General features: G+C 64.8%; 24 protein-coding genes and 2 tRNA genes. 19 read left to right on the top strand and 7 right to left on the bottom strand.

What is annotated here, in order from left to right; all coding sequences use genetic code 11:
* Positions 1-28 precede the first annotated feature (28 nt).
* A tRNA-Thr gene (locus PSAL_RS07820) sits at positions 29-103 on the bottom strand.
* A gap of 115 nt (positions 104-218) precedes the next feature.
* Here PSAL_RS07820 and PSAL_RS07815 point away from each other — a divergent pair.
* From PSAL_RS07815 to PSAL_RS07750, 14 genes are all read left to right on the top strand, one after another.
* A complete protein-coding gene (locus PSAL_RS07815; protein WP_231388648.1) occupies positions 219-461 on the top strand; it encodes a hypothetical protein in 243 nt (80 codons plus the stop codon).
* Entirely contained in the window at positions 462-1,733 is a 1,272-nt protein-coding gene (gene murA, locus PSAL_RS07810) for a UDP-N-acetylglucosamine 1-carboxyvinyltransferase (protein WP_119838871.1), read from the top strand. It begins immediately after the preceding gene.
* 3 nt (positions 1,734-1,736) lie between these two features.
* Complete coding sequence (locus PSAL_RS07805; protein WP_119838870.1) at positions 1,737-2,210, top strand: DUF2948 family protein; 474 nt, start codon at positions 1,737-1,739, stop codon at positions 2,208-2,210.
* 131 nt (positions 2,211-2,341) lie between these two features.
* The gene (hisD, locus tag PSAL_RS07800; protein WP_119838869.1) at positions 2,342-3,646 is read left to right on the top strand and encodes a histidinol dehydrogenase; all 1,305 of its coding nucleotides are present in this window, start codon (positions 2,342-2,344) and stop codon (positions 3,644-3,646) included.
* Positions 3,647-3,769: 123 nt separating this feature from the next.
* Complete coding sequence (locus PSAL_RS07795) at positions 3,770-4,249, top strand: UPF0262 family protein (protein WP_119839069.1); 480 nt, start codon at positions 3,770-3,772, stop codon at positions 4,247-4,249.
* A gap of 6 nt (positions 4,250-4,255) precedes the next feature.
* Positions 4,256-4,717: an arsenate-mycothiol transferase ArsC gene (locus tag PSAL_RS07790; protein ID WP_119838868.1), complete on the top strand. Its 462-nt coding sequence runs from the start codon at positions 4,256-4,258 to the stop codon at positions 4,715-4,717.
* An 11-nt stretch (positions 4,718-4,728) separates the two neighbouring features.
* Complete coding sequence (locus tag PSAL_RS07785) at positions 4,729-5,127, top strand: ketosteroid isomerase-related protein (protein WP_119838867.1); 399 nt, start codon at positions 4,729-4,731, stop codon at positions 5,125-5,127.
* A complete protein-coding gene (locus tag PSAL_RS07780) occupies positions 5,124-5,708 on the top strand; it encodes a GNAT family N-acetyltransferase (RefSeq protein WP_119838866.1) in 585 nt (194 codons plus the stop codon). Before PSAL_RS07785 ends, PSAL_RS07780 begins: the two co-directional genes overlap by 4 nt.
* Complete coding sequence (locus PSAL_RS07775; RefSeq protein WP_119838865.1) at positions 5,705-6,577, top strand: carbon-nitrogen hydrolase family protein; 873 nt, start codon at positions 5,705-5,707, stop codon at positions 6,575-6,577. Before PSAL_RS07780 ends, PSAL_RS07775 begins: the two co-directional genes overlap by 4 nt.
* Positions 6,578-6,660: 83 nt before the next feature.
* Positions 6,661-6,879, top strand: a complete 219-nt coding sequence (infA, locus tag PSAL_RS07770) for a translation initiation factor IF-1 (RefSeq protein ID WP_007792573.1) — start codon at positions 6,661-6,663, stop codon at positions 6,877-6,879.
* Positions 6,880-6,894: 15 nt separating this feature from the next.
* A complete protein-coding gene (locus PSAL_RS07765) occupies positions 6,895-7,473 on the top strand; it encodes a Maf family protein (protein ID WP_119838864.1) in 579 nt (192 codons plus the stop codon).
* Positions 7,470-8,543: a ribonuclease E/G gene (locus PSAL_RS07760; RefSeq protein ID WP_119838863.1), complete on the top strand. Its 1,074-nt coding sequence runs from the start codon at positions 7,470-7,472 to the stop codon at positions 8,541-8,543. Before PSAL_RS07765 ends, PSAL_RS07760 begins: the two co-directional genes overlap by 4 nt.
* A complete protein-coding gene (locus PSAL_RS07755) occupies positions 8,540-8,740 on the top strand; it encodes a DNA gyrase inhibitor YacG (protein ID WP_119838862.1) in 201 nt (66 codons plus the stop codon). Before PSAL_RS07760 ends, PSAL_RS07755 begins: the two co-directional genes overlap by 4 nt.
* A gap of 130 nt (positions 8,741-8,870) precedes the next feature.
* A tRNA-Phe gene (locus tag PSAL_RS07750) sits at positions 8,871-8,945 on the top strand.
* A 91-nt stretch (positions 8,946-9,036) separates the two neighbouring features.
* On the opposite strand, the gene PSAL_RS07745 is transcribed toward PSAL_RS07750, so the two are convergent.
* The gene (locus tag PSAL_RS07745) at positions 9,037-9,702 is read right to left on the bottom strand and encodes a class I SAM-dependent methyltransferase (RefSeq protein WP_119838861.1); all 666 of its coding nucleotides are present in this window, start codon (positions 9,700-9,702) and stop codon (positions 9,037-9,039) included.
* A 305-nt stretch (positions 9,703-10,007) separates the two neighbouring features.
* Here PSAL_RS07745 and uraD point away from each other — a divergent pair, with 305 nt between their 5' ends.
* The 3 genes from uraD (at position 10,008) to PSAL_RS07730 (ending at position 14,306) form a co-directional block, all read left to right on the top strand.
* The gene (gene uraD / locus PSAL_RS07740) at positions 10,008-10,556 is read left to right on the top strand and encodes a 2-oxo-4-hydroxy-4-carboxy-5-ureidoimidazoline decarboxylase (protein WP_196222762.1); all 549 of its coding nucleotides are present in this window, start codon (positions 10,008-10,010) and stop codon (positions 10,554-10,556) included.
* A 215-nt stretch (positions 10,557-10,771) separates the two neighbouring features.
* Complete coding sequence (ilvD, locus tag PSAL_RS07735) at positions 10,772-12,613, top strand: dihydroxy-acid dehydratase (RefSeq protein ID WP_408004207.1); 1,842 nt, start codon at positions 10,772-10,774, stop codon at positions 12,611-12,613.
* A gap of 136 nt (positions 12,614-12,749) precedes the next feature.
* Positions 12,750-14,306, top strand: a complete 1,557-nt coding sequence (locus PSAL_RS07730; protein WP_119838859.1) for a serine hydrolase domain-containing protein — start codon at positions 12,750-12,752, stop codon at positions 14,304-14,306.
* A gap of 3 nt (positions 14,307-14,309) precedes the next feature.
* On the opposite strand, the gene PSAL_RS07725 is transcribed toward PSAL_RS07730, so the two are convergent.
* From PSAL_RS07725 to PSAL_RS07710, 4 genes are all read right to left on the bottom strand, one after another.
* Positions 14,310-15,587: a Hint domain-containing protein gene (locus PSAL_RS07725; protein ID WP_196222761.1), complete on the bottom strand. Its 1,278-nt coding sequence runs from the start codon at positions 15,585-15,587 to the stop codon at positions 14,310-14,312.
* Between the two features lie 347 nt (positions 15,588-15,934).
* Positions 15,935-17,878, bottom strand: a complete 1,944-nt coding sequence (locus tag PSAL_RS07720) for a glycosyltransferase (protein ID WP_119839205.1) — start codon at positions 17,876-17,878, stop codon at positions 15,935-15,937.
* On the bottom strand, positions 17,878-19,518 hold the full coding sequence (locus tag PSAL_RS07715) for a hypothetical protein (RefSeq protein WP_119839204.1): 1,641 nt from the start codon (positions 19,516-19,518) through the stop codon (positions 17,878-17,880). Before PSAL_RS07715 ends, PSAL_RS07720 begins: the two co-directional genes overlap by 1 nt.
* A gap of 287 nt (positions 19,519-19,805) precedes the next feature.
* Positions 19,806-21,020, bottom strand: coding sequence for an NAD-dependent epimerase/dehydratase family protein (locus PSAL_RS07710; RefSeq protein ID WP_196941836.1), 1,215 nt, complete (start codon positions 21,018-21,020; stop codon positions 19,806-19,808).
* 332 nt (positions 21,021-21,352) lie between these two features.
* Between PSAL_RS07710 and PSAL_RS07705 the strand changes: the two genes are divergently transcribed.
* Positions 21,353-21,997, top strand: a complete 645-nt coding sequence (locus PSAL_RS07705; RefSeq protein WP_196941920.1) for a GntR family transcriptional regulator — start codon at positions 21,353-21,355, stop codon at positions 21,995-21,997.
* Between the two features lie 65 nt (positions 21,998-22,062).
* On the opposite strand, the gene PSAL_RS07700 is transcribed toward PSAL_RS07705, so the two are convergent.
* Complete coding sequence (locus PSAL_RS07700) at positions 22,063-23,283, bottom strand: Hint domain-containing protein (protein ID WP_119838776.1); 1,221 nt, start codon at positions 23,281-23,283, stop codon at positions 22,063-22,065.
* A 626-nt stretch (positions 23,284-23,909) separates the two neighbouring features.
* Between PSAL_RS07700 and PSAL_RS07695 the strand changes: the two genes are divergently transcribed.
* Positions 23,910-24,320, top strand: a complete 411-nt coding sequence (locus tag PSAL_RS07695) for a hypothetical protein (RefSeq protein ID WP_196222752.1) — start codon at positions 23,910-23,912, stop codon at positions 24,318-24,320.
* Position 24,321 lies beyond the last annotated feature (1 nt).

Raw genomic sequence — 24,321 nt, 5'->3', positions numbered from 1 at the left:
GATCAACATGTGAATTCAGGAGAATTTATGGTGCCGCAGGGGAGGATTGAACTCCCGACCTCGTCATTACCAATGACGCGCTCTACCACTGAGCTACTGCGGCGCTGGCTGCCTGTGGACGCTGTCGTCCCGGTGCCGTGGGCGGCTGATTAGACGCAAACCGAAAGGGGTGCAAGCATAATCTGGACCCTTTTCGGGCACTGCTTTACAGAAGGGTCATGACAGGCAAAACGGGCAGGACGGGAGAGGGCGCGGTGTCGGGGACAAAGCGGGATTCTCCGGGGTCGCAACGCGAGATTCGCCTCAAAGCGGCGTTGAAGGCCAATCTGGGACGGCGCAAGGCGCAGGCCCGTGCCCGCGCAGAGACCGAGAGCGAGCCTGAGGCCGCCTTCGCGCCCGAAACAGAGACAGACCAAACGTCGGAGCACACCGGCGAGGAAGATAACGAGGACCGAGAGTAGATGGATTCGATATTGGTGACGGGCAATGGCCCGCTGAACGGGCAGATCCCGATTGCCGGGGCAAAGAACGCCTGTCTGACGCTGATGCCGGCGACGCTGCTCAGCGAAGAGCCGCTGACGCTGACCAATGCGCCGCGTCTGTCCGACATCCGCACGATGACGGCATTGCTGCAAAGCCTCGGGGCGGAAGTGACCTCAATGAACGAGGGCAAGGTGCTGGCGTTGTCGAGCCACGGGTTGGACAACCACAAGGCCGACTACGACATCGTGCGCAAGATGCGGGCCTCGATCCTTGTGCTGGGGCCGATGCTGGCGCGGGATGGCCATGCTGTCGTCTCGCTGCCCGGTGGCTGTGCCATCGGCGCGCGGCCCGTCGACCTGCACCTTAAGGCGCTGGAGGCCCTTGGCGCCGAGCTTGAGCTGAAGGACGGCTATGTCCATGCCAAGGCCCCCGGCGGGCTGAAGGGCGGCACCTTCGAGTTTCCCATCGTGTCCGTGGGCGCCACGGAGAACGCGCTGATGGCGGCGTCGCTGGCCAAGGGCACCACTGTGCTGAAAAACGCCGCCCGCGAACCCGAGATCGTCGACCTGGCCCAGTGCCTGCGCCGCATGGGTGCGCAGATCGACGGCGAAGGCACCAGCACCATCACCATCCAGGGCGTCGACCGCCTGGGCGGCGCGACGCACCCCGTCGTCACCGACCGGATCGAGCTTGGCACCTTCATGCTGGCCCCGGCGATCTGCGGCGGGCGGGTCGAATTGCTGGGCGGACGCCGCGATCTGGTTGGAGCCTTCTGCGACAAGCTTGAACAGGCCGGCGTCGAGATCGAAGAGACCGAAACCGGCCTTGTCGTGGCCCGCAACGGCAATCGGGTGCGCGCCGTGGACGTGGTCACCGAACCCTATCCGGGCTTCCCGACCGACCTTCAGGCCCAGATGATGGCGCTTCTGTGCACCGCCGAAGGCACCAGCGTTCTGGAAGAGAAGATCTTCGAGAACCGCTTCATGCATGCACCGGAGCTGATCCGCATGGGCGCGCAGATCGACGTGCACGGCGGTCATGCCACCGTCACCGGCGTCGAAAAGCTGAAGGGTGCGCCGGTCATGGCAACGGATCTGCGGGCTTCGGTCAGCCTGATCCTGGCCGGACTGGCGGCCGAAGGCGAAACCGTGGTCAGCCGCGTCTATCACCTTGATCGCGGCTATGAACGGGTCGAGGAAAAGCTGCAGGGCGTCGGCGCCCGCATCGAACGCGTGTCGGACAGGGGATAGATCATGGTGGAAGACGCTCGTTTCGAAGATGGCGGAGAGGTCCCTCTGAACCTTGGCGTGCTGGAAGATGCCGATCTGCAGGTCGTCTCGGCCCTGATCCAGGACGCGGTGATCCCCGCGGCCGAGATGCGCTATCTGCCCAAGGAGCGGCGCTTTGCCCTGTTGCTGAACCGCTTTCGCTGGGAAGACACGGGCCGCGACCGCCATGGGGCGGAGCGGGTGCAATCGGTGATGATGTTCGAACATGTGATGGGCGTCTCGTCCCAGGGCCTTGACCGGGGTGATCCCGACCTGGTGCTGTCGATCCTTGCACTCAGCTTCACCCCCGACGCCGAACCGCCTTCGGGCGAGGTCCTCGTGACGCTGGCCGGGGACGGCGCGATCCGTCTGCGGGTCGAGGCGCTGGAGGCCGTGCTGCGCGACGTGACGCGCCCCTATGGTGCGCCCTCCGGCAAGGTGCCCGACCACTCTGACTAAAGCGGGGCAGGGCGCCTCAGGGGCCGGTCCGCCTGATGCGTCCGATCTCTGATGCGCCCCGTCCTTGATGCGAGGGGGCGCGGCGGGTAAGGAACCTGAACCGAGACGCTCCGGCCCCGGGGAGGGCTTTCATGACCTATTTCCTGACCACGTCCCAGGACGATTTCGAAACCCGCTTTGCCGCGCTTCTGGGCGCAAAGCGGGAAGACAGCCCCGATGTGGATGATACCGTGGCCGGGATCATCGCCGATGTGCGCGCCCGTGGCGATGCGGCGGTGATCGAACTGACGGCCAAATTCGACCGCCTCGACCTGACGCCGGGAACCCTGCGCTTTTCCGAGGCCGAGATCGACGCGCTGATCGCGGATGTCCCGCCCGAGGAAAAGCGTGCGTTGGAACGCGCCGCCGAACGTATCCGCGCCTATCATGTCCGCCAGATGCCCGAAGACGAACGCTGGACGGATCCGGATGGCGCAACGCTGGGCTGGCGGTGGGGGGCGGTCTCGGCGGCCGGGCTATACGTGCCGGGGGGGCTTGCCTCCTATCCGTCTTCGGTGCTGATGAACGCGATCCCCGCCAAGGTGGCCGGGGTGGAGCGTCTGGCCGTGGTGGTGCCGACCCCGGACGGGCAGGCCAATCCGCTGGTCCTGATGGCCGCCCGGCTGGCAGGCGTCGACGAGGTCTACCGCATCGGCGGGGCGCAGGCGATTGCAGCGCTGGCCTATGGCACCGACAGCATCCCCCCCGTGGACAAGATCACCGGCCCCGGCAATGCCTATGTGGCGGCGGCCAAGCGCCGGGTTTTCGGCAAGGTCGGCATCGACATGATCGCCGGCCCGTCGGAAATCCTTGTGATCGCGGATGGCGACAACGACCCCGACTGGATCGCGCTCGACCTGCTCAGCCAGGCGGAACACGACGAAAGCGCGCAGTCCATCCTGATCACAACGGACCCCGAATTCGGGCGCGCCGTGGTGGCGGCGGTGGACAAGCGGCTCGAGACGCTGGAACGGCGCGAGATTGCCGGGAAAAGCTGGCGTGATTTCGGTGCGGTGATCGAGGTCGCCTCGCTGGACGAGGCCGCGGCCCTGTCCAATCGTATCGCGCCCGAGCACCTTGAGCTTTGCGTGGCCGACCCCGATGCGCTGGCCGACAAATGCATCCACGCCGGGGCGCTCTTCCTGGGCGCCTGGACGCCCGAGGCTATCGGCGATTACGTCGGCGGGCCGAACCATGTGCTTCCGACCGCGCGGTCGGCGCGCTTTTCCTCGGGCCTGTCGGTGCTGGATTTCCTCAAGCGCAGCACCATCGCCAAGATGTCACCCGGAGCATTGGCGGCTATCGGTCCGGCGGCCGAAACCCTGGCGAAATCGGAAAGCCTTGAAGCGCATGGGCTTTCGGTACGTGCCCGCCTCGACAAGTTGAACGCGACGTGACGTTCTGTGGCTTCGGGGTCCGGATGTTAACTTTTTGTTAAGTTCCAGTGGCAATTTTCTGCGTTGCAGCATAATCTTCTTGCGAGCCTAGACTCATCCGCAGCTGAAGGGGATAACATGGAAATGTCCCGTATTGCACAAATAGAACTGGACGACCGCAACCTGCCGCCTCCGACCCCGGAGATCGAACAGGAACGCCGTGTCGCGCTGTTCGACCTGCTGGAGGAAAACTCCTTCACCCTGCCCAGGCGGGATGACCGCGTCGTGCCCGATGGCCCCTACAAGGTCGGCCTGTCGATCCGGGAAAAGCGCCTGGTCTTTGACATCCTGTCCGAAAGGGATGAACCCGCGACGCAATTCCTGCTGTCGCTGGGGCCGTTCCGTCAGGTGGTGAAGGATTATTTCGCCATCTGCAAAAGTTACTTCGACGCGGTCAAGAATCTGCCCCCCGCGCAGATCGAAACCATCGACATGGCCCGCCGGGGCATCCATGATGAAGGCGCACGTATCCTGATCGAACGTCTTGACGGCAAGGCGATCGTGGATCACGACACGGCGCGCCGGCTGTTCACTCTGGTCTGCGTGCTGCACTTCGGAGGATAGGACGGCTTGTCAGCGGAGTTCCCGCAATCGGTATTGTTCTGCTGCGATCACAACGCGGTCAGGTCCCCCATGGCAGAGGGGCTGATGAAGCGCCTTTTCGGGGCCGAAACCTACGTGCAATCGGTCGGCGTGCACAACGACCTGGAAATCGACGGTTTTGCCATCGCGGTCTGCAACGAGGTCGGTGTGGAATTGTCCCGCCACCGGTCTCGGTCCTTCGAGGAAATGCAGCAATGGGGCGATGACCTGAGCAGTTTCGATCTGGTGATTGCCCTGTCCCCCGCAAGCCAGCGCTCGGCGCTGGAACTGACGCGCTTTTTCCACCTGACGGTTGAATACTGGCCGATCATGGATCCTACCGGCATCGGCGAGACCCGTGATCAGAAGCTGGGGGCCTATCGCCAGACCCGCGATCAGATCATTTCACGGCTGACAGACAAGTTCGGCCCAAGCTCTTTTCCGATTTGACAGGACTGCCAATGACCGAGACCATCCGGCACTATTTCGACGCCTTCAATGCCGGCGATACCGAGGCCATGCTGGCCTGCCTGTCAGACGACGTGGCGCATCACGTCAACGAAGGCGAGATCCGGCGCGGCAAGGCGCTTTTTGCGGATTTCTGCGCCCATATGACCCGCTGCTACCGCGAGGACCTGACCGACATCGTGATCTTCGAAGCCGCTGCCGGGCTGCGGGCGGCGGCGGAATACGTGGTCAACGGCACCTATCTGGCAACCGACGAGGGTCTGCCCGTGGCCCGCAACCAGACCTACCGCCTGCCGGCGGGAAGTTTCTTTGATCTGGACCATGAAGGTCGGATCACGCGGGTCACCACCTATTACAACCTTGCCGACTGGATGGCTCAGGTCGCGGCATGATGACGACCGAACTGCTGACGGGCGCCGGGCTGGAAGCGGCGCTGGACGACATCGCGGCGCTGCGGATGACAGTGTTCCGCGCCTTTCCCTATCTCTACGACGGCGATGCGGCCTATGAACGCGACTACCTGCGCGCCTATCTGAGCGACAGCGCGGTGGTGGTCGTGGCCCGCGATGGGGATCGGATCGTCGGGGCCGCGACCGGCCTTGGCATGGAGCATCATGTCAGTGATTTCGCCGCCCCTTTCGCGGACCGGCCCGAACCTCTGGACCAGATTTTCTACTGCGCCGAATCCGTGCTGCTGCCAGACTATCGCGGTCAGGGGATCGGGCACGCCTTCTTTGATGCCCGCGAAGCCCATGCCCGCCTGATAGGTCGCCGCTGGTCGGCGTTTTGCAGCGTGATCCGGCCCGGAGATCACCCGCGCCGCCCGCAAGGGTACCGCCCGCTGGACGCCTTCTGGGAAAAGCGGGGGTATGCGCCGCTGCCGGGTGTGGTGGCGCATTTCAATTGGACCGATATCGACGCGGATGGTCCCAGCGACCATGCGCTGCAATTCTGGATGAAAGAACTGTCATGAAACTTGCTGCTGCTGCCTATCCGCTGGATGAACTGGCCGATTGGGCCGCCTATGAGGCCAAGCTGACGGCCTGGGTGGCCGATGCAGCCGGGCAGGGGGCCGACCTGCTGGTCTTTCCTGAATACGGTGCGATGGAACTTGCCTCGCTCGGCGGCGCGGACCTTTGCGCAGATCTGCAGGCGGCCAGTCGCCATATCTCGGACCTGATGCCACGGGTGGGCGCGCTGCACCTGGCGCTGGCGGCGCGCTACGGGGTGCACATCCTTGGCGCTTCGGCCCCGGTGATCGACGCGGGCCGGATCGTCAATCGCGCCTGTCTTTACACGCCCTCGGGGCAAAGCGGCCATCAGGACAAGGTCATCATGACCCTGTGGGAGCGCGACCCCTGGGGGGTGATCGGGCAGGGACCGCTGAAGATCTTTGAAACCGCCCTGGGGCGGATCGCGATCAACATCTGCTATGACAGCGAATTCCCCCTGCTTGCCCGCGCCCAGAGCGCGGCGGACCTGTTGCTCGTCCCCTCCTGCACGGAAGCGCTGGAAGGCTATTGGCGGGTGCGGATCGGCACCATGGCCCGCGCACTGGAAGGGCAATGCGTGGCTGTCATGGCCTCGGTCGTGGGGGAGTACCCGTTGCTTGAAGCGGTCGATACCAGCACCGGCACCGGCGGCATCTTCGGTCCTCCCGACAAGGGCTTTCCACCCACCGGCGTGCTGGCCGAAGGGCAGATGAACCAGCCCGGCTGGACCATCGCCGAGGTCGCGCTGGCCGACATCACCCGCGCCCGTACGGCCGGAAATGTCCGCAATCGCGCCCACTGGGCCGAGCAAACCGGCGAAATAGAGGTTGAACATCACGTTCTGGCCTAGATTCAGTGCTTGAAAGTCGCGCCGGAAAGGATCATTTACCCGTCATCCGTCCGCAAGGGCGGCTCACTAATTCAGGAGACCACATGGCCAAGGAAGATATTCTCGAATTCCCCGGCGTCGTGAAGGAACTCCTGCCGAATGCGACATTCCGGGTTGAACTTGAGAACGGCCATGAAATCATCGCACATACGGCAGGCAAGATGCGCAAGAACCGCATCCGTGTCCTCGCGGGCGACAGGGTACAGGTCGAAATGACCCCCTATGATCTGACCAAGGGTCGGATCAACTATCGTTTCAAGTAATCGATCGAGGCCGGGTTGAAACTCGTCCTTGGATCGGGAAGCCCCCGGCGGCTCGAGCTTCTGGCTCAGCTGGGGGTGGTTCCCGACGACATCCGTCCCCCTGATATCGACGAGACCCCGCTGCCCGGCGAACAGCCACGCCCCTATTGCGCGCGCATGGCGCGGGAAAAGGCGGCGGCCGTGACGGCGGCGGCGGACGAAATCGTGCTTTGCGCCGACACCACCGTCGCGCTTGGCCGCCGGATCCTGGGCAAGCCCGAGGATGCGGGGCAGGCGGCTGAATTCCTATGGGCGCTTTCCGGGCGTCGTCACCGGGTGGTCACGGCCATTGCGGTGAAGGCCGGGGACCGGCTGTGGCAAAAGGACGTGGTGACCCAGGTCCGCATGAAATGCCTCTCGGATGACGAGGTGAACGGCTATCTTGCCAGCAACGACTGGCAGGGCAAGGCCGGCGGCTATGGCATTCAGGGGCTGGCCGGTGCGCTGGTGCCCTGGATTCAGGGGTCCTATTCTGCGGTCATGGGCTTGCCCGTGGCGGAAACCGCGACCCTGTTGACGGCGGCAGGCTGGCCGATCTGGAAGGAAAGACAATGACCGACAAGCGGATCATCCTGGACCACACCACGCGCGATGGTGACACCGAGGTCGAAATGGCGGCGCTGATCGAAGACGGTCGGGTCACCGACCTGCTGGTCGACACGCCGGACGTCCCCGCGCCCGGAACCATTTACCGTGCCATCACCGACCGGCCCGTAAAGGGGCAGGGCGGCATGTTCGTCAAGACCCCCGAAGGGTCCGGCTTCCTGCGCCAATTGCGCGGCATGAAGCCCGGCCAGCCGCTGCTGGTGCAGGTCACTGGCTACGCCGAACCGGGCAAGGCCGTGCCGCTGACCACCAAGGTTCTGTTCAAGAGCCGTTATGCCATCGTGACCCCCGATGCACCGGGCATGAATATCTCGCGCGCGCTGCGCGACGACGATCTGCGCGACAGCCTGATGGAAATTGCGCATGAGGTCTTCGCCGAACACCCCGTCGCAGCCGCCGGTGCGGGCCTGATCCTGCGCTCCAATTGCGATGGCGCGGACCTGGATGCGGTGGCCGAAGATGTCGCCGCCATGGCTGATCTGGCCGCCCAGGTGCTGGCCGATACGGGCAGCGACCCGGAACTGCTGCTGGACGGCCCCACGGCGCATCAGCTTGCCCTGCGGGACTGGGACGGCAAGATCGTCGAAGGACGCAGCAGCGACGGGCTTGGTCCTTTCGAGGCTGAAGGCGTGCTGGACCTGTTGCAGCCTTTCCTCGGCGGAGCAGATCTGCCCGGCGGTGGCCGGATCTATGTCGAGGCCACCCGCGCCTGCGTCAGCGTCGATGTGAACACCGGCGGTGACAGCAGCCCGGCGGCGGGGTTCAAGGCGAACCTGGCTGCGATGCGCGAATTGCCTCGCCAGCTGCGCGTGCGCGGCCTCGGCGGCATCGTCTACGTCGATCTCGCGCCGATGGGCAAGAAGGATCGCCGCCAGTTCGAAAGCGCCTTGCGCGCGGCCTTCCGCGCCGATCCGGTCGAGACGGTGCTGGCTGGCTGGACCCCGATGGGCAACTACGAGCTGCAGCGCAAACGCGCCCGTTTGCCTTTGGCTGCGATCCTTGCCAAGCTGGCCGGATGACCTGTCCGATCTGCAAATCCGCCAGTGACGCGGCCTATCGTCCCTTCTGCTCGGCGCGCTGCGCAGACCGCGATCTGGCGCGTTGGATGAACGGCAGCTATGCCGTCCCATCCCGCGACCCCGAAGACATCGAAGCCGCAATGGATGCGGTCGAGGCAGAGGTTGAAAAAGCCCTGCAATCGGGGCGTTTTTCCTGATCCTTTCAGGGGCTTACGCAAAGACAGGCAGGGCGCTGCGGATTGTTGCGGGATTTTGGTAAAAACCCTCTGGACACCGCCAGCCACCTCGCCTAGAACGCCTCCACCCGACGGCGAGGCCGTCACCCGTGCCCGGGTAGCTCAGGGGTAGAGCAGTGGATTGAAAATCCTCGTGTCGGTGGTTCAATTCCGCCCCCGGGCACCACTTTCAGCAAAATGCACAGGCTGGCCGAACGCGTTGCGCGCCCTGCGCTGCGGCTGTCCCGATGCCGTGGCGCGCGCCGCCTGTTGCCCTTTCAGACCTCTGGCTGAGCCGTGAACAGCACCTGACCGCGTGGCAGCATCACGTCACTGCGCGTGACCTGCCAGCCGGTACAGCGCGCCATGTGGGTGACGTCTTCGGGCAGCAGGTGATAGGGGGGGCGGAGGTCGTGGGTGACCACACCATCCGGCTGCCGGCAGGGCGCCGCCGCGCTGGTCGCGTCGGGGGCAAGGAAGACGGTGAACAGGAAACGCTCCAGCTTTGCAAAGCGGCGCAGGCTGGTCAGGGCGCGGCGCAGGTAGACCATCGGCAGATGCGGAAAGACCGCGAAGGCGATCGCATGGGTGATGTTGCCGGGAACGCCGGGGAAATCGAAGCGCGCGTCCTCGATCAGGTGCTGCGGATCCAGCCGGTCCGGGGCTGCCAGTTCGGCCCTATGCCCGGCCAGCAGGATCGCGCGCGAGGCATCGGTGGCCCAGTAGTGCTCCGGCTCGAGGTAGGGCACCGCCTTGCACCCCAGCCGCAGCGCCCCGGCGCCGATGTCCAGCAGATGATGATGCGGCAGCAGGCCGGCGTCGCGCAGTACCGACATCTGGATGCGCCCGGTTTCATCCCAACGGCCCCCGACGATGGCGCGGTGACGCCCCGCGGCGATGGCCTCATCGTAGAAACCGTCTGCTTCATAGGGGTTGGTGGACACGGTGCGAGGTCTCCGGGGTGCGGTTGGGTCCCCATGCGCCCGTTTTCAGATGTAAGTCAACCGATCTGGCCGTGACCAAGGAGGCGCGCGGCATGGGGCGCAGCGTGTTTCGAAAGGGTCCGGAGAGGGGTGCGAGACGCTCCGGCGTTCAGTCTATCCGTTCTCTTTTTCAGAATGCATGGTTGCTGACAATGTCATGGATTGGAATGGCCTCCTGTCGCATTCTGGCCGTGACACCCGCTACGGCGGTGTTTTCCATCTCAACACAGCCAGAGAAAGACCTGATGATTTCCCCTCTCGATGCCTTGAACTCAGCCCCGGCCCGGACGGCCATCGCCCGGATTGCCCCCCTGGTCGAACGCTCGGAATGGGTCGCGCGGGATGTCGTCGCTCAGCGCCCCTTTGCCAGCACCGAAGCCCTTGCGGCCGCGCTCGTCGAATGCATCCTGGCCGCCGGTCCCGCCCGCCGTCTGGCGCTGTTCCGGGTGCATCCCGAACTGGCCGGATGCGAAGCCGTGGCCGGGCGCATGACCGATGAATCCGCCAGTGAACAGGCCCGCCTTGGGTTGATGTCGCTCAGCGCGCAGGACGCCGAACGGCTGACGCGGCTGAATGTGGCCTATATGGCGCGGTTCAGCCATCCCTTCATCCTGGCGCTGCACCGGGTGCCCGACCTTGCGGCGCTCTTCGCGATCTTCGACCAGCGCTTGCAGGCCTCGCCGCTGGAAGAGCACATGACGACCCTCGCCGAAATCGCTTCGGTGATCGGTGACCGCACGGCGGCGGCCTTCGGGGCGGGGGAAGGGGACCCCAGGCCTGCCCAGACGGCCTGCCCGCAGGACACGTCCCTTTAAGGACCTTCCTTCTCTGGCGAACTGGGCCCGGCGATCAGGGCCCGGCGATCAGCCCCCGACGTATGGTGCCGGGCGGCGCTTTTTGCGCGTGGGGTTGCAGCGAATGGGCGCTTGGCGCAATAACGGGCCTGAGTCTGAAGGCGCCCGGCGCGCCCGCAGGCCCGAATTGCCGCAGCACGCGCCTTGCCAGCCACATTCCACGAAGGACAGTAAACGTGATACCGTATCGTTCAAAGACATCGACCTCCGGACGGAACATGGCAGGGGCACGGGCGCTCTGGCGCGCCACGGGCATGAAAGACGGCGATTTCGGCAAACCGATCATCGCCATCGTGAACTCCTTCACCCAATTCGTGCCGGGGCATGTCCACCTGAAGGATCTGGGCCAGATGGTCGCCCGAGAGGTCGAGGCAGCAGGCGGGGTCGCCAAGGAATTCAATACCATCGCGGTCGATGACGGGATCGCTATGGGGCACGACGGGATGCTCTATTCGCTGCCGTCGCGCGAGATCATCGCCGACAGCGTCGAATACATGGTGAACGCCCATTGCGCCGATGCGATGATCTGTATTTCCAATTGCGACAAGATCACGCCGGGGATGCTGATGGCGGCGATGCGCCTCGATGTGCCGGCGATCTTCGTCTCGGGCGGCCCGATGGAGGCCGGCAAGGTCAATGTCGACGGCAAGGACATCGCGGTCGACCTGGTCGACGCCATGGTGCAGGCCGCGAATCCCGACATGAGCGACGAGCAGGTCAATGAATTCGAAGTGAACGCCTGCCCGACCTGCGGGTCGTGCTCGGGTATGTTCACCGCCAATTCCATGAACTGCCTTGCCGAAGCCCTGGGTCTGGCCCTGCCCGGCAACGGCTCGACGCTGGCGACACACGCGGACCGCAAGGGGCTGTTCCTGGAAGCGGGGCGCAAAATTGTCGACCTGGCGAAACGCCATTACGAAGGTGGCGACATGTCGGTGACGCCGCGCGGCATCGCGACCCAGGCGGCCTTCGAGAACGCCATGACGCTGGACATCGCCATGGGCGGGTCGACCAACACGGTGCTGCACCTGCTGGCCATTGCCCGCGAAGGCGAGGTCGACTTCACCCTCGATCACATGGATCGGCTCAGCCGGATCACTCCCTGTCTCTGCAAGGTCGCCCCGGCGGTCGCCGACGTACACATGGAGGACGTGCACCGCGCGGGCGGAATCTTCGGCATCCTCGGCCAGCTGTCGGATGCCGGGCTGATCAACCGCGATGTCTCGACCGTGCACATGCCGACCCTGGGCGATGCCATCGACCACTGGGACATCGCGCGCAGCAAGGACAACCAGGTGCATGAACTGTTCAGCGCCGCCCCCGGCGGTGTCCGCACCACCGAGGCCTTCAGCCAGGCCAGCCGCTATCGCAGTCTCGACACGGACCGCGAAAAAGGCGTGATCCGGTCCAAGGAACATGCGTTCAGCCAGGACGGCGGCCTTGCGGTCCTGTTCGGCAATATCGCGCTGGAAGGCTGTGTGGTGAAGACCGCGGGCGTCGATGACAGCATCCTGAAATTCAGCGGCCCCGCAAAGGTCTGCGAAAGCCAGGACGAGGCGGTGAACCGCATTCTGGGCAAGGAAATTCAGGCCGGAGACGTGGTCATCATCCGCTACGAAGGGCCGCGCGGCGGGCCGGGGATGCAGGAAATGCTCTACCCGACCAGCTACCTGAAGGCGATGAAACTGGGCAAGGCCTGCGCGCTGATCACCGATGGTCGGTTCTCGGGCGGGACTTCGGGCCTGTCGATCGGGCATGTATCGCCCGAAGCGGCCGAAGGCGGCAACATCGGCCTGATCGTCGAAGGCGACATGATCGAGATCGACATCCCCAACCGGACCATCAACGTCGCGCTCAGCGATGCGGACCTTGCCGCCCGCCGGGCGGAGATGGAGGCCAGCGGCGATGCCGCCTGGAAACCTGCCAAGCCGCGCAAGCGCAAGGTCAGCCGCGCGCTTCGGGCCTATGCGTCGCTGGTGGCAAATGCCAGCCATGGGGCGGTCCGTCTCGACCCCTGAAACGGGTCAGAGAGATACCCGGTCCCGCGATGCGGGGCCGGGGTGCCCTGCCTGAGAGGAAGTGGTTGGCAGAGTCTCGACTTCGACGGTTCGTCATGCAAGGTTCCCTTAGGTCACTGCTGCTTGAGGTTCCCCGATGCGTCCTTTCCTGCTTGTCGTCGCCCTGATCGCGGCTTTTCCGGGGGCGGGGCGCGCGCAGGATGTCCTGCCCGGCCCGACACCAGCGTCGGATGTGTCGCCCATGGCACCGATGGGCCTTGAAACGGCGCTGGCGGGGCTGCCGCGGCTTGTCGAAAGCACGATGGTGCGCAGCGGAGTGCCGGGCATGGCCGTGGCGGTGGTGCGCGAAGGCGAAGTGGTGTTTCGTCAGGGCTTCGGTCGGCGGGACATCCGGTTGCCCGATCCGGTGACACCGGAAACCGTTTTCCAGATCGCCTCGGTCTCCAAATCGATCAGCGCCACGGTGGCGGCGATCACGATATCCGACGGGGCGCTTCATTGGGACGACCCGGTCTCTGACTATCTGCCCGACCTGCAACTGTCCGACAGCTATGTCGGCGCCCATGCGACCGTGGGGGATTTCTTTGCCCATCGGACCGGGCTGCCCTTTGCCGCCGGCGATGACCTGGAAGACATAGGACACGACCGGGATCAGATCCTCGACCGGTTGGGGCAATTGCCACTCGATCCCTTCCGCGTCACCTATCACTATGCCAACATGGGCCTGACCACAGGAGCCGAGGCCGTGGCGGCGGCGGCCGGCCGGGATTGGGCCGACCTTGCGCAGGAAAAGCTGTTTGGCCCGCTCGGCATGACCGCGACCAGCTATCGCCATGCGGATGCCATGGCAGCCGGGAACCGCGCCGTGCTGCATGCCTACGAACATGGCATGTTCCAGCCGCTTTATGATCGGGACGCCGATGCCCAGGCCCCGGCGGGGGGCGTGTCATCGACCGTGGACGATCTGGCGAAATGGATGATCCTGCTGCTGGCGGATGGGCAATGGCAGGGCATGCCGCTGATCGACCCGGCGGTGCTGCACCCGGCAATGCGGATGCAGATCGTGAATTCTCCGGGCCGGGGGGCGAATGATCGCAGCGGTGCCTATGGCTATGGCTTCAACGTCGAAACCACGGCCGGAGGGCGGCCGATCCGCAATCATTCGGGCGGCTTCATCAAGGGGGCGGGTACCCATTTCAAGCTGCTGACCGATGCCGGGATCGGCATCGTCGTGCTGTCCAACGGCGCCCCTGTCGGCGCGGTCGAATCCATCGCGGCCGAGTTCATGGACGTCGTGCAATTCGGCCGTTCCACCCGCGACTGGCTGACCGGGTACGAGTCCCTGATGGCCCCGATGTTCGACCCCGTAGGCGACCTGGTGGGTCAGGCCGCCCCGCAGGATCCGGCGCCTGCCGGTCCGGCCAGCCGCTATCTCGGGAGTTATGACAACGCCTATTTCGGCCCCGCCGAGGTCGTCGAGGGGCCCGAGGGACTCGCGCTGCTGTTGGGACCGCGCCCCTTGCGCCTGGCCCTGCAACCCTGGGACGGAGACCGCTTTGCCGTGGCGCCCCTGGGGGAAAATCAGCCGCTCGGCTCGCTGTCCTCTGTCACCTTCACGATTGAAGGAGATCTGGCGACGGCTCTGCATGTGCAGTATCTCGACGCCAATGGGCTGGCGCACTGGCGGCGATAGGCTTCAGATCTTCTTGGTCCTTGCCAGACTGGTCCGCAGCACCTGCGCCTCGTAGTGACGAAGAGACGTCCGGGCGGCGGTGAAGTCCGCCACGCCTTTCTGCGTCGCCAGTTCGGGGAACAGGGCAAAGATTTCGCGTCGCTGTTCGAGGCCGAGTCCCTTCAGGGAAAAGTCGCCGGGCTGAAAGCTTTCGCTCCAGATGCCATTCCCCAGAACCACTTCGTGGCACTCGAACATGAAATGCACATAGGTCACTGCCCGAGAGGGCGCGCGGCGGAACCGGCCGCCATCGACCAGGTGCTTGGCGGCAACGAGAACCTCGGTTTCACCGAACAGCAGATCCGCCTGAGGGCCATGGATCAGCAGCCGGTGATTGGGTGAAATCGTCAGATCGCGTTCGGGCAGGTCATTGCCATAGGCGCCGCGCGGCACCAGGATCGGCACAAGGTTCGGGCGTTCCGCCAACTCCTGCGGTTTCAACGGGCGGTGGCCGACCCAGCGGATCTTCTGAAAGCCGTTGTCGCGGGTCAGGACACGGTCCCCGAGGCGCAGATCCTCGACCGCCACCGCTCCCTCGTAGGTCGCGATACTGGTCCCGGCGGCGAAACAGATGATGTTTTCGATTTCGCTGAAGGTAAAGTTTTCGACGATTTCGCCAGGAGGTGTCTTTACCTTCCCGGCCGTGTCCGGTCCGCTGTGGTCGCGCAGGTAGGCCGGACCGTCGACGCGGTCGAAAGAAGGGTCCGCGGATGCCATCCTGTTTTCCGCGATGCCGGTTGGATCGCCGGGTACAGATGGCGCGCTGGCGCCGCCGGACGAGGGAGGCGGTGTCACCGATCCCGCGACGATCCTGTAGGTGTCGCCGGCCGGGGCCTCGCCTTCCCACATGAAGCCCACGAGGGTTTCGTCGATCGAAAGCCCCACCATGCGGTAGACGGAATCTCCGTCGGTGACCTGGATCTGGTAGTCGTCCTCGATCCGGGTGCCTGCGGGATAGGTGATACCGTTGATCTTGGTGTCGCTGGTCAGCGTTTGCCGCGTGCCATCGTCGTGTCGACCCGCCCGAGGGGCCATTGCGGAGCCCGTTTGCGATGCCGGGGCCGCCAACCGGTCGGTCACATTGATCGTCATCGCCGGATCAAGATGCGAAACGGCCCGGTTCAGATCCTGCCAGGCCTGCGGGCTGATCCGGTTACCGAGAGGGGTCTCGCCGGGCAGACCACCGGTGCGGGCCGGTGCAACAATCCCGACTGGCCTGATGTTGATATCATATCTGGACATAGGGGTGACCACCCGCATCGTGAAGCCGCACTTGATGGATGCCGGTCACGGCAGCACCACCTTAGGTGTTACGATAGTAAATTAACTTTTTGGTAAGTTGTAGCGAAATGCAACCCAAAGCATAGTAACTCGGAAAGGTTACCGGGCATTTTTCGGCTGGACGGGTAAAAAAATGTCCGTCGCGCAGGGCAGGCATGTCCTTGCCGCGGATTTTTCATGCTTTATCCCGGCACCGGTGGGGCGGTGCCGGGATGTGCAGCTGTCAGGGATGGATCGGGTAAGGGAAGGGGCTGAGCCTTCTTCGGTTTTTTTGACGTTTTTGTATTTTCAGATTTTGAGTTGTTTTGTCATGCGACCCTGACGGGTTTATCCGGGATGATGTTTCGCAGGTATGCGCGTGCGATGTCTTCCCGGTTTGTGCGGATCGAGATTGAGAGCATGGATTCGAGGGTGAAGTAGGCGCGCAGGATGCGGAAGAGGAGGTAGTGTGGCAGGTTGAGGATTGCCTTTGGCATGCCGTTGAAGAGGGCGGCGACGACGGCCATCATGGCGGGGGCGCCGATCATGACGGCGACGACGGCCTGCCAGGCAAGCGGGCTTCCGGGGTTGAAGCCGCCGGCGTATTCGATGACGCCGAACAGGATCAGCGGCACCAGCATGGCCCGGCGGCCGGAATTGACCAGCATGAAGGGCAGCAGCACCTTGCCGCGCAGGGTGGGCCAGTCGGAATAGATCAGGTCGCGGCAACGCGAGCTGACGTGGTAGACCGAGCGGAACCAGCGCATCCGCTGTTCGCGCATATGGCCATAGGTTGCCGGCACTTCCGAGACATAGCGGATCTTGGGATCGACCACGGAATGAAAGCCGAGCTCTCCGATCCGCAGCGAGATGTCGGTGTCCTCGCCGTTCATGCCCTCGACGAAGCCGCCGAGGTAGCGCGGGTGTTCGGTGCGGTAGACGACGAACATGCCGGGGATGCCGACGACGCTTTCGACGGCGCTGAAGGCGACGGAGTAGAAGCCGTGCTTGACCAGCACTTCCAGCAGGCGGGGGCGGTCGAACAGGGCGCCGCCCGGGGGGATCGGCACGCCGCCGACGGTGCCGACCGCGGGGTCGGCAAAGTGCTGCATGGCGCGGGTCAGGTTGTCTTGGCCCAGCACGGTATCGGCATCGACGCGGACCAGGAATTCGGTCTCGGCCGCGTCCAGCCCGGCGTTCAGCGCATTGGATTTGCCCGGTGTGGGCACCGGGATGACCCGGCCTGTCGCGCTTTCGCAGGCGGCCAGGGCCCGGGCGGCGATGGCGGCGGTGTCGTCGGTGGAGTTGTTCTCCATGATCAGGATATGGACCTGACCGGCATAGTTCGCGGCGGCCCGGTCGAGGCCCTGGATGGTGCGCTCGATGATGTATTCTTCGTTGTGGGCGGGCACGATGACGCTGATGTCGGGGGCAAAGACCCGGTGCCGCTGGCGCCAGTCGTCCCACAGGGCAAACCCGTAGAGGGTGAAGAAACAGACCGGCAGGAACAGGAAGACGCCGGGACCGATGCCGCCCAGAAGCGTGACTTCGCGCATCCATTTCACGATTTCCAGGTCCATGCCGCCGACCCAGATCGACAGGCCGCCCGCCAGGATCAGCGCAAAGCCGAGCCTCAGGAAGGCGCGGCGCATCTGCTTGGGGCGGTGTTCGACGGGAATGCGCGAGGGCATATGGCCGCGTTCCATCAGCTTGAAGGAATAGACGGCAAAGCCGGTGATGCCGCTGACGATTTCCACGAAGTGCAGCGAATAGGTCAGATCGAGGCTCCAGGCCGCCAGGGCGCCGGTCATGTCGAAGGCCGCGCAGAGCACCGCATAGGTCAGCAGCAGGTCCAGCGCAAAGAGCACCCGGCCCAGCAGGGAGGCGGCCGCGAAGGCCGAGAAGGCGATGTAGAAGGAGATCACGAAGATCCGCACGGCGATCGAATGGTTACCCGCGAACTGGGTGACCACGAGGTCGTGATGGGGGAAGATGCTGTTGGTCAGGTAGGCGGACTTGAGCCAGAGCAGCAGGGTCGAGACCAGGCAGAACAGGCCGAGGACCGCGAGGCCCTTCCATTGCGGCACGAAGACGGCAAAGCGCTTGGGGGCGCTGTCGACCGAATGAAAGGCGATCTGGTCGCGGTTGTCCGCGGCGTCGGCGCTTTCCGATCCGGTCGTGCCTTCGGACCCGGCGCCTTCGGGGGCGGCAATGGCCTCAGGGGCGGCGGTCTCCGGGGTGGCGGTGTCCTTTGGGCTGGCGGTGTCGGCCATTATTGCGTGCTCCGCAGATCACCCGCAGCCAGGCTGCGCACCGGCAGGGTGACGAACAGGGTGACGGGACGGGCGGGCAGGTCGGTCAGGTCCCCGGCGTCGCGCAGGGCGCGGGCATAGGTGACACCGCTGACCGGTTCGCTCCAGAGCAGCCAATGGCTTTCGTCGTCCCGGTCAAGCGCGGCCGTCAGCATCTCGGCGGGCGGCAGGCCGGCATGGGCCAGGGCCTGAGGGTGGGCCTGAGGCTGGTTGTCATCGGCCCCCGCCACCAGGGCCAGACCCTGCGGGGCAAGGGCGGTCAGCATCCGGGCCGCGCGCATCGCTTCGGGCGCGGTCAGGGCCGAGCCGAGCGCGACGTCCAGCTGGCTTTCGGTCTGCGCCAGGGTCATGCGAAGGACCTCGAGGTCATCCTGTGCGGCGCCTGCGCCCTGCAGCAGGGTCGTGGGGCGCATCTCGGCCAGCAGTTCGGGGCCGTCGTTGCAGATGCCTTCGATCTCGTAATCCGAGCTTGCGGTGATCTCCAGGCTGGCCGCTTCGCGCGGGGCGATGGTCGGCAGGGTGATGCGGCGCTGGTAATCGTGTTCGCCACCGGTCACCCGGTCGGCCTGCACGAGGCGGCCGTTCATCTGCACGGTCACGGTCCAATGGGCTTGGGCAGGCAGCGGGCCGAGGTAGAGACCAAGGTCCAGGCGGCCGGGGACTTCGCTAGCGGGCATGTCCTCGGCTTCGATCCGGGCGCGCCAGGTGGTGCTGCGGGTAAAGCGGCGCAGCCCGTCATTGGCCGCCTGATCGGTCAGGGCCATGGGGAAGCCGACGGGGACGCCGAGGCGGGTTCTGGTGTCGGTGGCCACGCCGGGCAGGGCGGACCCATTGGCCGCCAGGGTGGTGGCCAGGGCGCGCAGCTCGTCCGTGCTCAGGGCTTCGGCGTCGGGGCCGTCCCAGAACTGGACGGGCTGACCGTCGCGCAGCAGGTCGGCCGCCAGCGCCAGCCGCTTGGGCTGTTCGGAGGCGACCAGCCAGCGCGGCCAGCCGACGCGGGCGACGGAGCCCCAGGAAATGGCCCGGTCGGTCACGCTGTCCAGCGGTTCGTCGACGATCAGTTCGATGCGGGTGGTGGGCTCGATCTCGACCACGGCGCCGATGCCGGGGGCAGAGCAGGGGCCTTCGGCGCCCCGGCCCTGCAGGCTGAAGGAGACCGGCAGCAGGCCGCCGGACAGTTCCATCGCCGTCAGCGGGATCTGGAAGCTGCGGCGCGTGTCACCGGGGGCCAGCAGCACTTCGGCGCGGCGCATGTTGTCGATCGAGATCCGCAGCATGGCGTCGGCGCCGTCGCTGACCTGGGCGGTGGCATCGACATGCAGGATCCCGCCCAGGGGGCGGGCGTCCCGGGGCAGGGCAAAGCGCGCGCCCTGGTAGGCGGGCAGGCCCGACATCACCATGGCCTGACGCGGCCAGGCGCGCAGGATGGTCGCCTCTTCGCCCTCGGGGGCGTCCTGGGCGACGGTTTCCTCGAAGACCAGGCCGGTCGGGCGCAGCAGGGCTTCCGCCCGCGCGCCCAGATCGCGGACACCGATCATGGACAGGGCCACGGCGGCTCCGGCGAAGATGAAGACGACAAGGGCGAGACCGATCATACGCATGGCAAGAAGAACCTTTTACCGGAGCAGACCCGGAGGATGTGCAGAGTCTCCGCACGGCAGGTGGGCGCCGGGGGAGCAGAATGGAGAGGCCAGAAGGAGAGGCCAGAAGGAGAGGCCAGATGGAGAGGGACCAGAGGGCCGGGAGGAGACCGGCAGGGCAGGCATGTGGCCAGACCCCGGAGCCGGGATCTGGCATCTGCATTTCAGGCGGTGCGCGCGCGGGATCTTGCGGTCAGGCCCGGATGCGGGCCCGATCCTGTGGCGATCCCATGGCGACCCGAGGACGCTCAGGCGGCGTTGTGGATGGCCTCTTCGGCGGTGACGACACCGGGACGCTGGTTCTGGGTCCAGGTCGACAGGCAGGGGATCATGTCCATACGGCAGCGATCCGCGTATTTCCGCGAGATCTCCAGCGTTTCGCCCAGCAGGCCCTGCTCCAGGGTGATCGGGTCGAGGCCGAGGTCGATGAAGGAGCGGTTCGAGACGCGCAGGTCGTTCTCTGCGGCTTCGTTGCGCGGGTTGTCGACCATGGCGACGGTGGCACCGGTGACGCGGGCCACCATGTGGGCCAGATCACGGACGCGGTGGGTCTCGGTCATCTGGTTGCGGATCTCGACGCGCGAGCCGGCTTCGGGCGGGTTGGCCACGGCCAGGGCGACGCATTGCACGGTGTCCTGGATGTTGATGAAGGCGCGGGTCTGGCCGCCGGTGCCATGCACCGTCAGCGGGTGACCGACAGCGGCCTGCATCAGGAAGCGGTTCAGCACGGTGCCGTAGTCGCCGTCATAGTCGAAGCGGTTCACCAGACGCTCGTCCATCCGGGTCTCTTCGGTCTGGGTGCCCCAGACGATGCCCTGGTGCAGGTCGGTGATGCGCAGCTTGTCGTTCTTGGCGTAGAACTGGAACAGCAGCTGATCCATCGACTTGGTCATGTGGTAGACGCTGCCCGGGTTGGTCGGGTAGAGGATCGAGCGCTTGAAGATCTCGCGGTTGTCGCCGGGCACATAGACGTCGAGATAGCCTTCCGGGATCTCCAGGCCGTCGCCGTCATAGCCGTAGACGCCCATGGTGCCGAGGTGGACGATATGCGCGTCCAGGCCCAGCTCGGTGGTGGCGACCAGCAGGTTGTGGGTGGCGTTGATGTTGTTGTTGACGGTGTAGATCTTGCCGGCGGCGTCCTTCATGGAATAGGGCGCGGCGCGTTGTTCGGCGAACTGGATGATGGTGTCGGGACGCAGCTCGGCCAGCAGGGCGTGCAGGGCGTCGAAGTCGGATACGTCGACCTTGTGGAAGGCGATGTCCTTGCCGGAGACCTCTTTCCAGGCTGCGACGCGCTCTTCTGCCGAGGCGATCGGGGTCAGGCTGTCGGCGCCAAGCGCGACGTCGATGTCCCGGCGCGACAGGTTGTCGGCGATGGTGACGCGATGGCCCTGGGCCGAGAGGTGCAGAGCCGTCGGCCAACCGCAGAAACCGTCGCCGCCGAGTACGAGGATGTTGTTCATGTTCGTATCCTTTGGGCCGGGACAGGTCCGACCATCAAACCAAGTTACCTTAAGCCTGATCGGGGGAGGCGCGGCGGATGTCGCTGCGCTGTCCGGGTCCCTCAGGCAATTGCGTCCAGCTTTGGTTGGTTAACAACCTGTATACTGGTGTTGGCGGTTTAGCGCCAAGTCGGACCGGCTGTCAAACCCCTACAAACATGGTTACTCCTTTGCTCCAAAGCCTATCCGAAGGGGTAGGTCGGCCCTTTGGACGGATAGTCGGGGGGCAGTGGGCTTGTCCGGAAATCGGGTCGCCTGTATACCGCTATACGCGAAACATGGGAGATCGGCATATGCCCTTAGAGACCGCCACACATCAATCCATCCTGGATGCGCTGCGCATGCGGATCTGCCTGACGCCGCCCACGGAGAGCTTTGCGCTGTTCGAAAGCAAGCTGGCGCAGGAGTTCGGATTGTCGCGGACTCCGGTCCGTCAGGTCGTCCAGCAGCTGGTCCGCGAAGGGCTGGTGGAAGTGAAGCCCAGCATCGGGGCAGAGGTTGTGCGCCTTTCCAAGGATTCGCGTCAAAGCTGCCTGGCGCTCTACCGGGACTTCATGCTGATCGCGGCGCGGCACTGCGACGGCATCCCCCTGCAAGCCAGAACCCGGATCGAGCTGAGCGGCGTCGTGGCCGTTCTGAACGGCGCCGGAGACAAGACGGCGGACGACTACGTCAGGTTGACTACCGGCGTTCACATGGCGATCGTCGAGGACGTCCCCGACCAGGTCATCCGCGCCGCCGGAACGGCCGCCTTCTGGCGCGTGATGCGCTGGCGCGCGCATGATATCCGCACGGATCCCCAAGCCCACTGGCCCCTGTTCACCTCCAGCATGCAGGCCCTGAGCATCGCCGCCGAAGGACAGGCCCTCTCAACCCTCATCGAACGCATCGCAGGCCTCACCGACAGACACATCTGGAGCGGGAACAAGGCCGCCTGAAAGGGCGCCCCCCCGACAACGGGAAGGACGGGGGGCAAAACGGCCGTCGGCCTGAATGCGGTGCGTCAGGTCAGGCGAGCCCGATCCTGTACCGACCCCGAAGTCGGTCGGGTGCTTTCAGGCGTTTCGGGCCGGACATCAGGCCGCATGTAAAGAGGCTTGCCGTTCTTCTCATGGCGCATCAACGCCTTTTCCTTCTCCTTGCGCTTCAGAATCCGACGCGCAGGAGGGGGCGTGTAGCCTGGCAGGGAAAGCTCTGGAAAGATCTCGGCCAGCTCCCGGCATTGGGCCGCACCGAGGGCCTGCAATGCCATCGGGCCGGTCAGCATGCTTTCGGAGGCAGCGCCATTGGCCCAGACGATTTCATGGTGATCGAGCACGAAGTGAAAGTACTCCACCTCCTCGACGAGATCGACGTCGATGCCGCCATATCCGATCAGCAGCTTGGCGGGGATCAGCACTTCTTCTTCGTCGAACATGCGCCGGATGATGGGGGAGGCGAGGACGAGACGGTGTTGCGGAGATAGCACAAGGTCGGTCTCCGGCAGTGCTTCGCCAAGTGCGCCGGCGGGGATTCGGACGGGATAAAGCTCGGGCCTGAGGCGCAGGCGCGCCCGATCCAGCCGCCGGGACGAGATCCAGCGAATCGGCTGGGCACCGCGGTCGAGGGTCAGGACCAGGTCGCCGACCTTCAGATCCTCGATCCGGCGCTGCCCGGACGGCGTGGCAATCAGGGTGCCGCGGGTAAAGCAGACCACCACACCGCCGCTGAGCAGAAGCTGGTCGTTCGGCGCGACGGTGCTTTCGTCGATCGGGCGATGCTCGCCGACGGTAAAGTCGTCGCCGTCGGTTGCGAAATAGACGTTGCCGCCGAAATCCGCGAGTTGCGGGTCGCCGTCGGAATAGGGGTACTCGTAGACAATCAGGTTCTGGTTGATCTTGGCCAGTTCATCGCCGGACTGGTTGTCCCGGACAAATTCGGAGTTCGGGTTCTGGCCCTTGACCTCGTATTCCGGGGTCCCGTCGCCGTCGGCGTCAATGTACATGGCCGCGGCCTGGGTGCCACTGGGCATCCAGTATTCCGGTATCCCGTCGCCGGTCACATCCGAATACATCAGGTCTTCGTCCGGGATCTCGATGGTGAAGACCGCGTTGGAGGTGTCGGAATAGCCCTGATTGTTCAGGAAATCCACGACGGGCAGGCTTTGGACGACCCAATCGGTGGTGCCGTCGCCCGCCTGTTGCAGCACGGCAAGATCCGCGGCCTTGAAGGTAAGGGTCGCCATGATTGCATCCTTTCGGAAGGTCTGGAAACGGAGGGGAGTCGGCCAGGCCGCGCAGGAAGGATATTCAACCCTGAGCGTACATTTCGGGCTCCGTTAAGTAAATATTAAGACCTTCAGTTTTTGGGGATTGGTTGGAAATGCACTCTCGTTAAGCGTGTTTTTGCCAAAGGCCTGTTTTTTCTGAGGATCGCGGAATTTGACGGAAAACAGGCGCCTTTGAGGGCATGTTCCGCAAGCCCGCTTTTGCGAGTTATGTTTGTTGGTGTTCGTGACTTCCGGGTAAGCACATCCTTGAGGTGCGCCTTGCTCGTCGGTCATCCGGGGAAATGAGCATCTTAAAGGAGATTTGAGTCGCCGCTGCCGGTCCCTTGATCGGAGAAGGATCAGGCCACGCGCGCGGGCGCCAGACCGGAGGCCCACTGGTCCCAGCGGGCGCAGCCCGTGGCTTCAAGGTCTTGGATCGGCCGGACAGAGGGCAACTTCGGCGCTGCCCGGTCCCGTTGCAATTGCGCCATGGCGGGACGGTCAAGAGGACCCCTGGCCCACATAGAACTAACCTTTTGCGCCGAATCCGCCTACTCCCTGCCGGATACGAAAGCACAAGGGAGAAAACGGTGGAGCCCCATATGATCCATCCTGCGGCCCCGGAGCATATCCCGGGCTACGTGGCCAGCGCCGATGGCAGCGATCCGCTGTTCACGATCATGGCGATATTCGCCATCGTGCTGACCGTTGGTATCGGCGTGATGTACCTGACGCTGCATTCGATTCCGGAACGCATGGCCCACAAGGCCAGCCATCCGCAGATGCAGATCGTCGGCATTCTGGCCTTGCTGGCGCTGTTTACCCATAACGGCATGTTCTGGGTCGCCGCGATCATCCTGGCCGGGTTCCAGTTCCCCGACATGTTGTCGCCGCTGCAATCCATGGCGCGCTCCCTGGGCGAAATGGCCGGAGGCAAATCCGCCACCACGGCCGCCACGCCGCAACAGACCCCGGTCGCCGCCACCGCGACTTCCCCGGCAGAGGAACACTGAC

Origin of the sequence: Pseudooceanicola algae (assembly GCF_003590145.2) — a bacterium.
In the GTDB taxonomy this organism is placed as follows: Bacteria; Pseudomonadota; Alphaproteobacteria; order Rhodobacterales; family Rhodobacteraceae; genus Pseudooceanicola; species Pseudooceanicola algae.
This window is presented reverse-complemented; position numbering and strand designations above follow the sequence as displayed.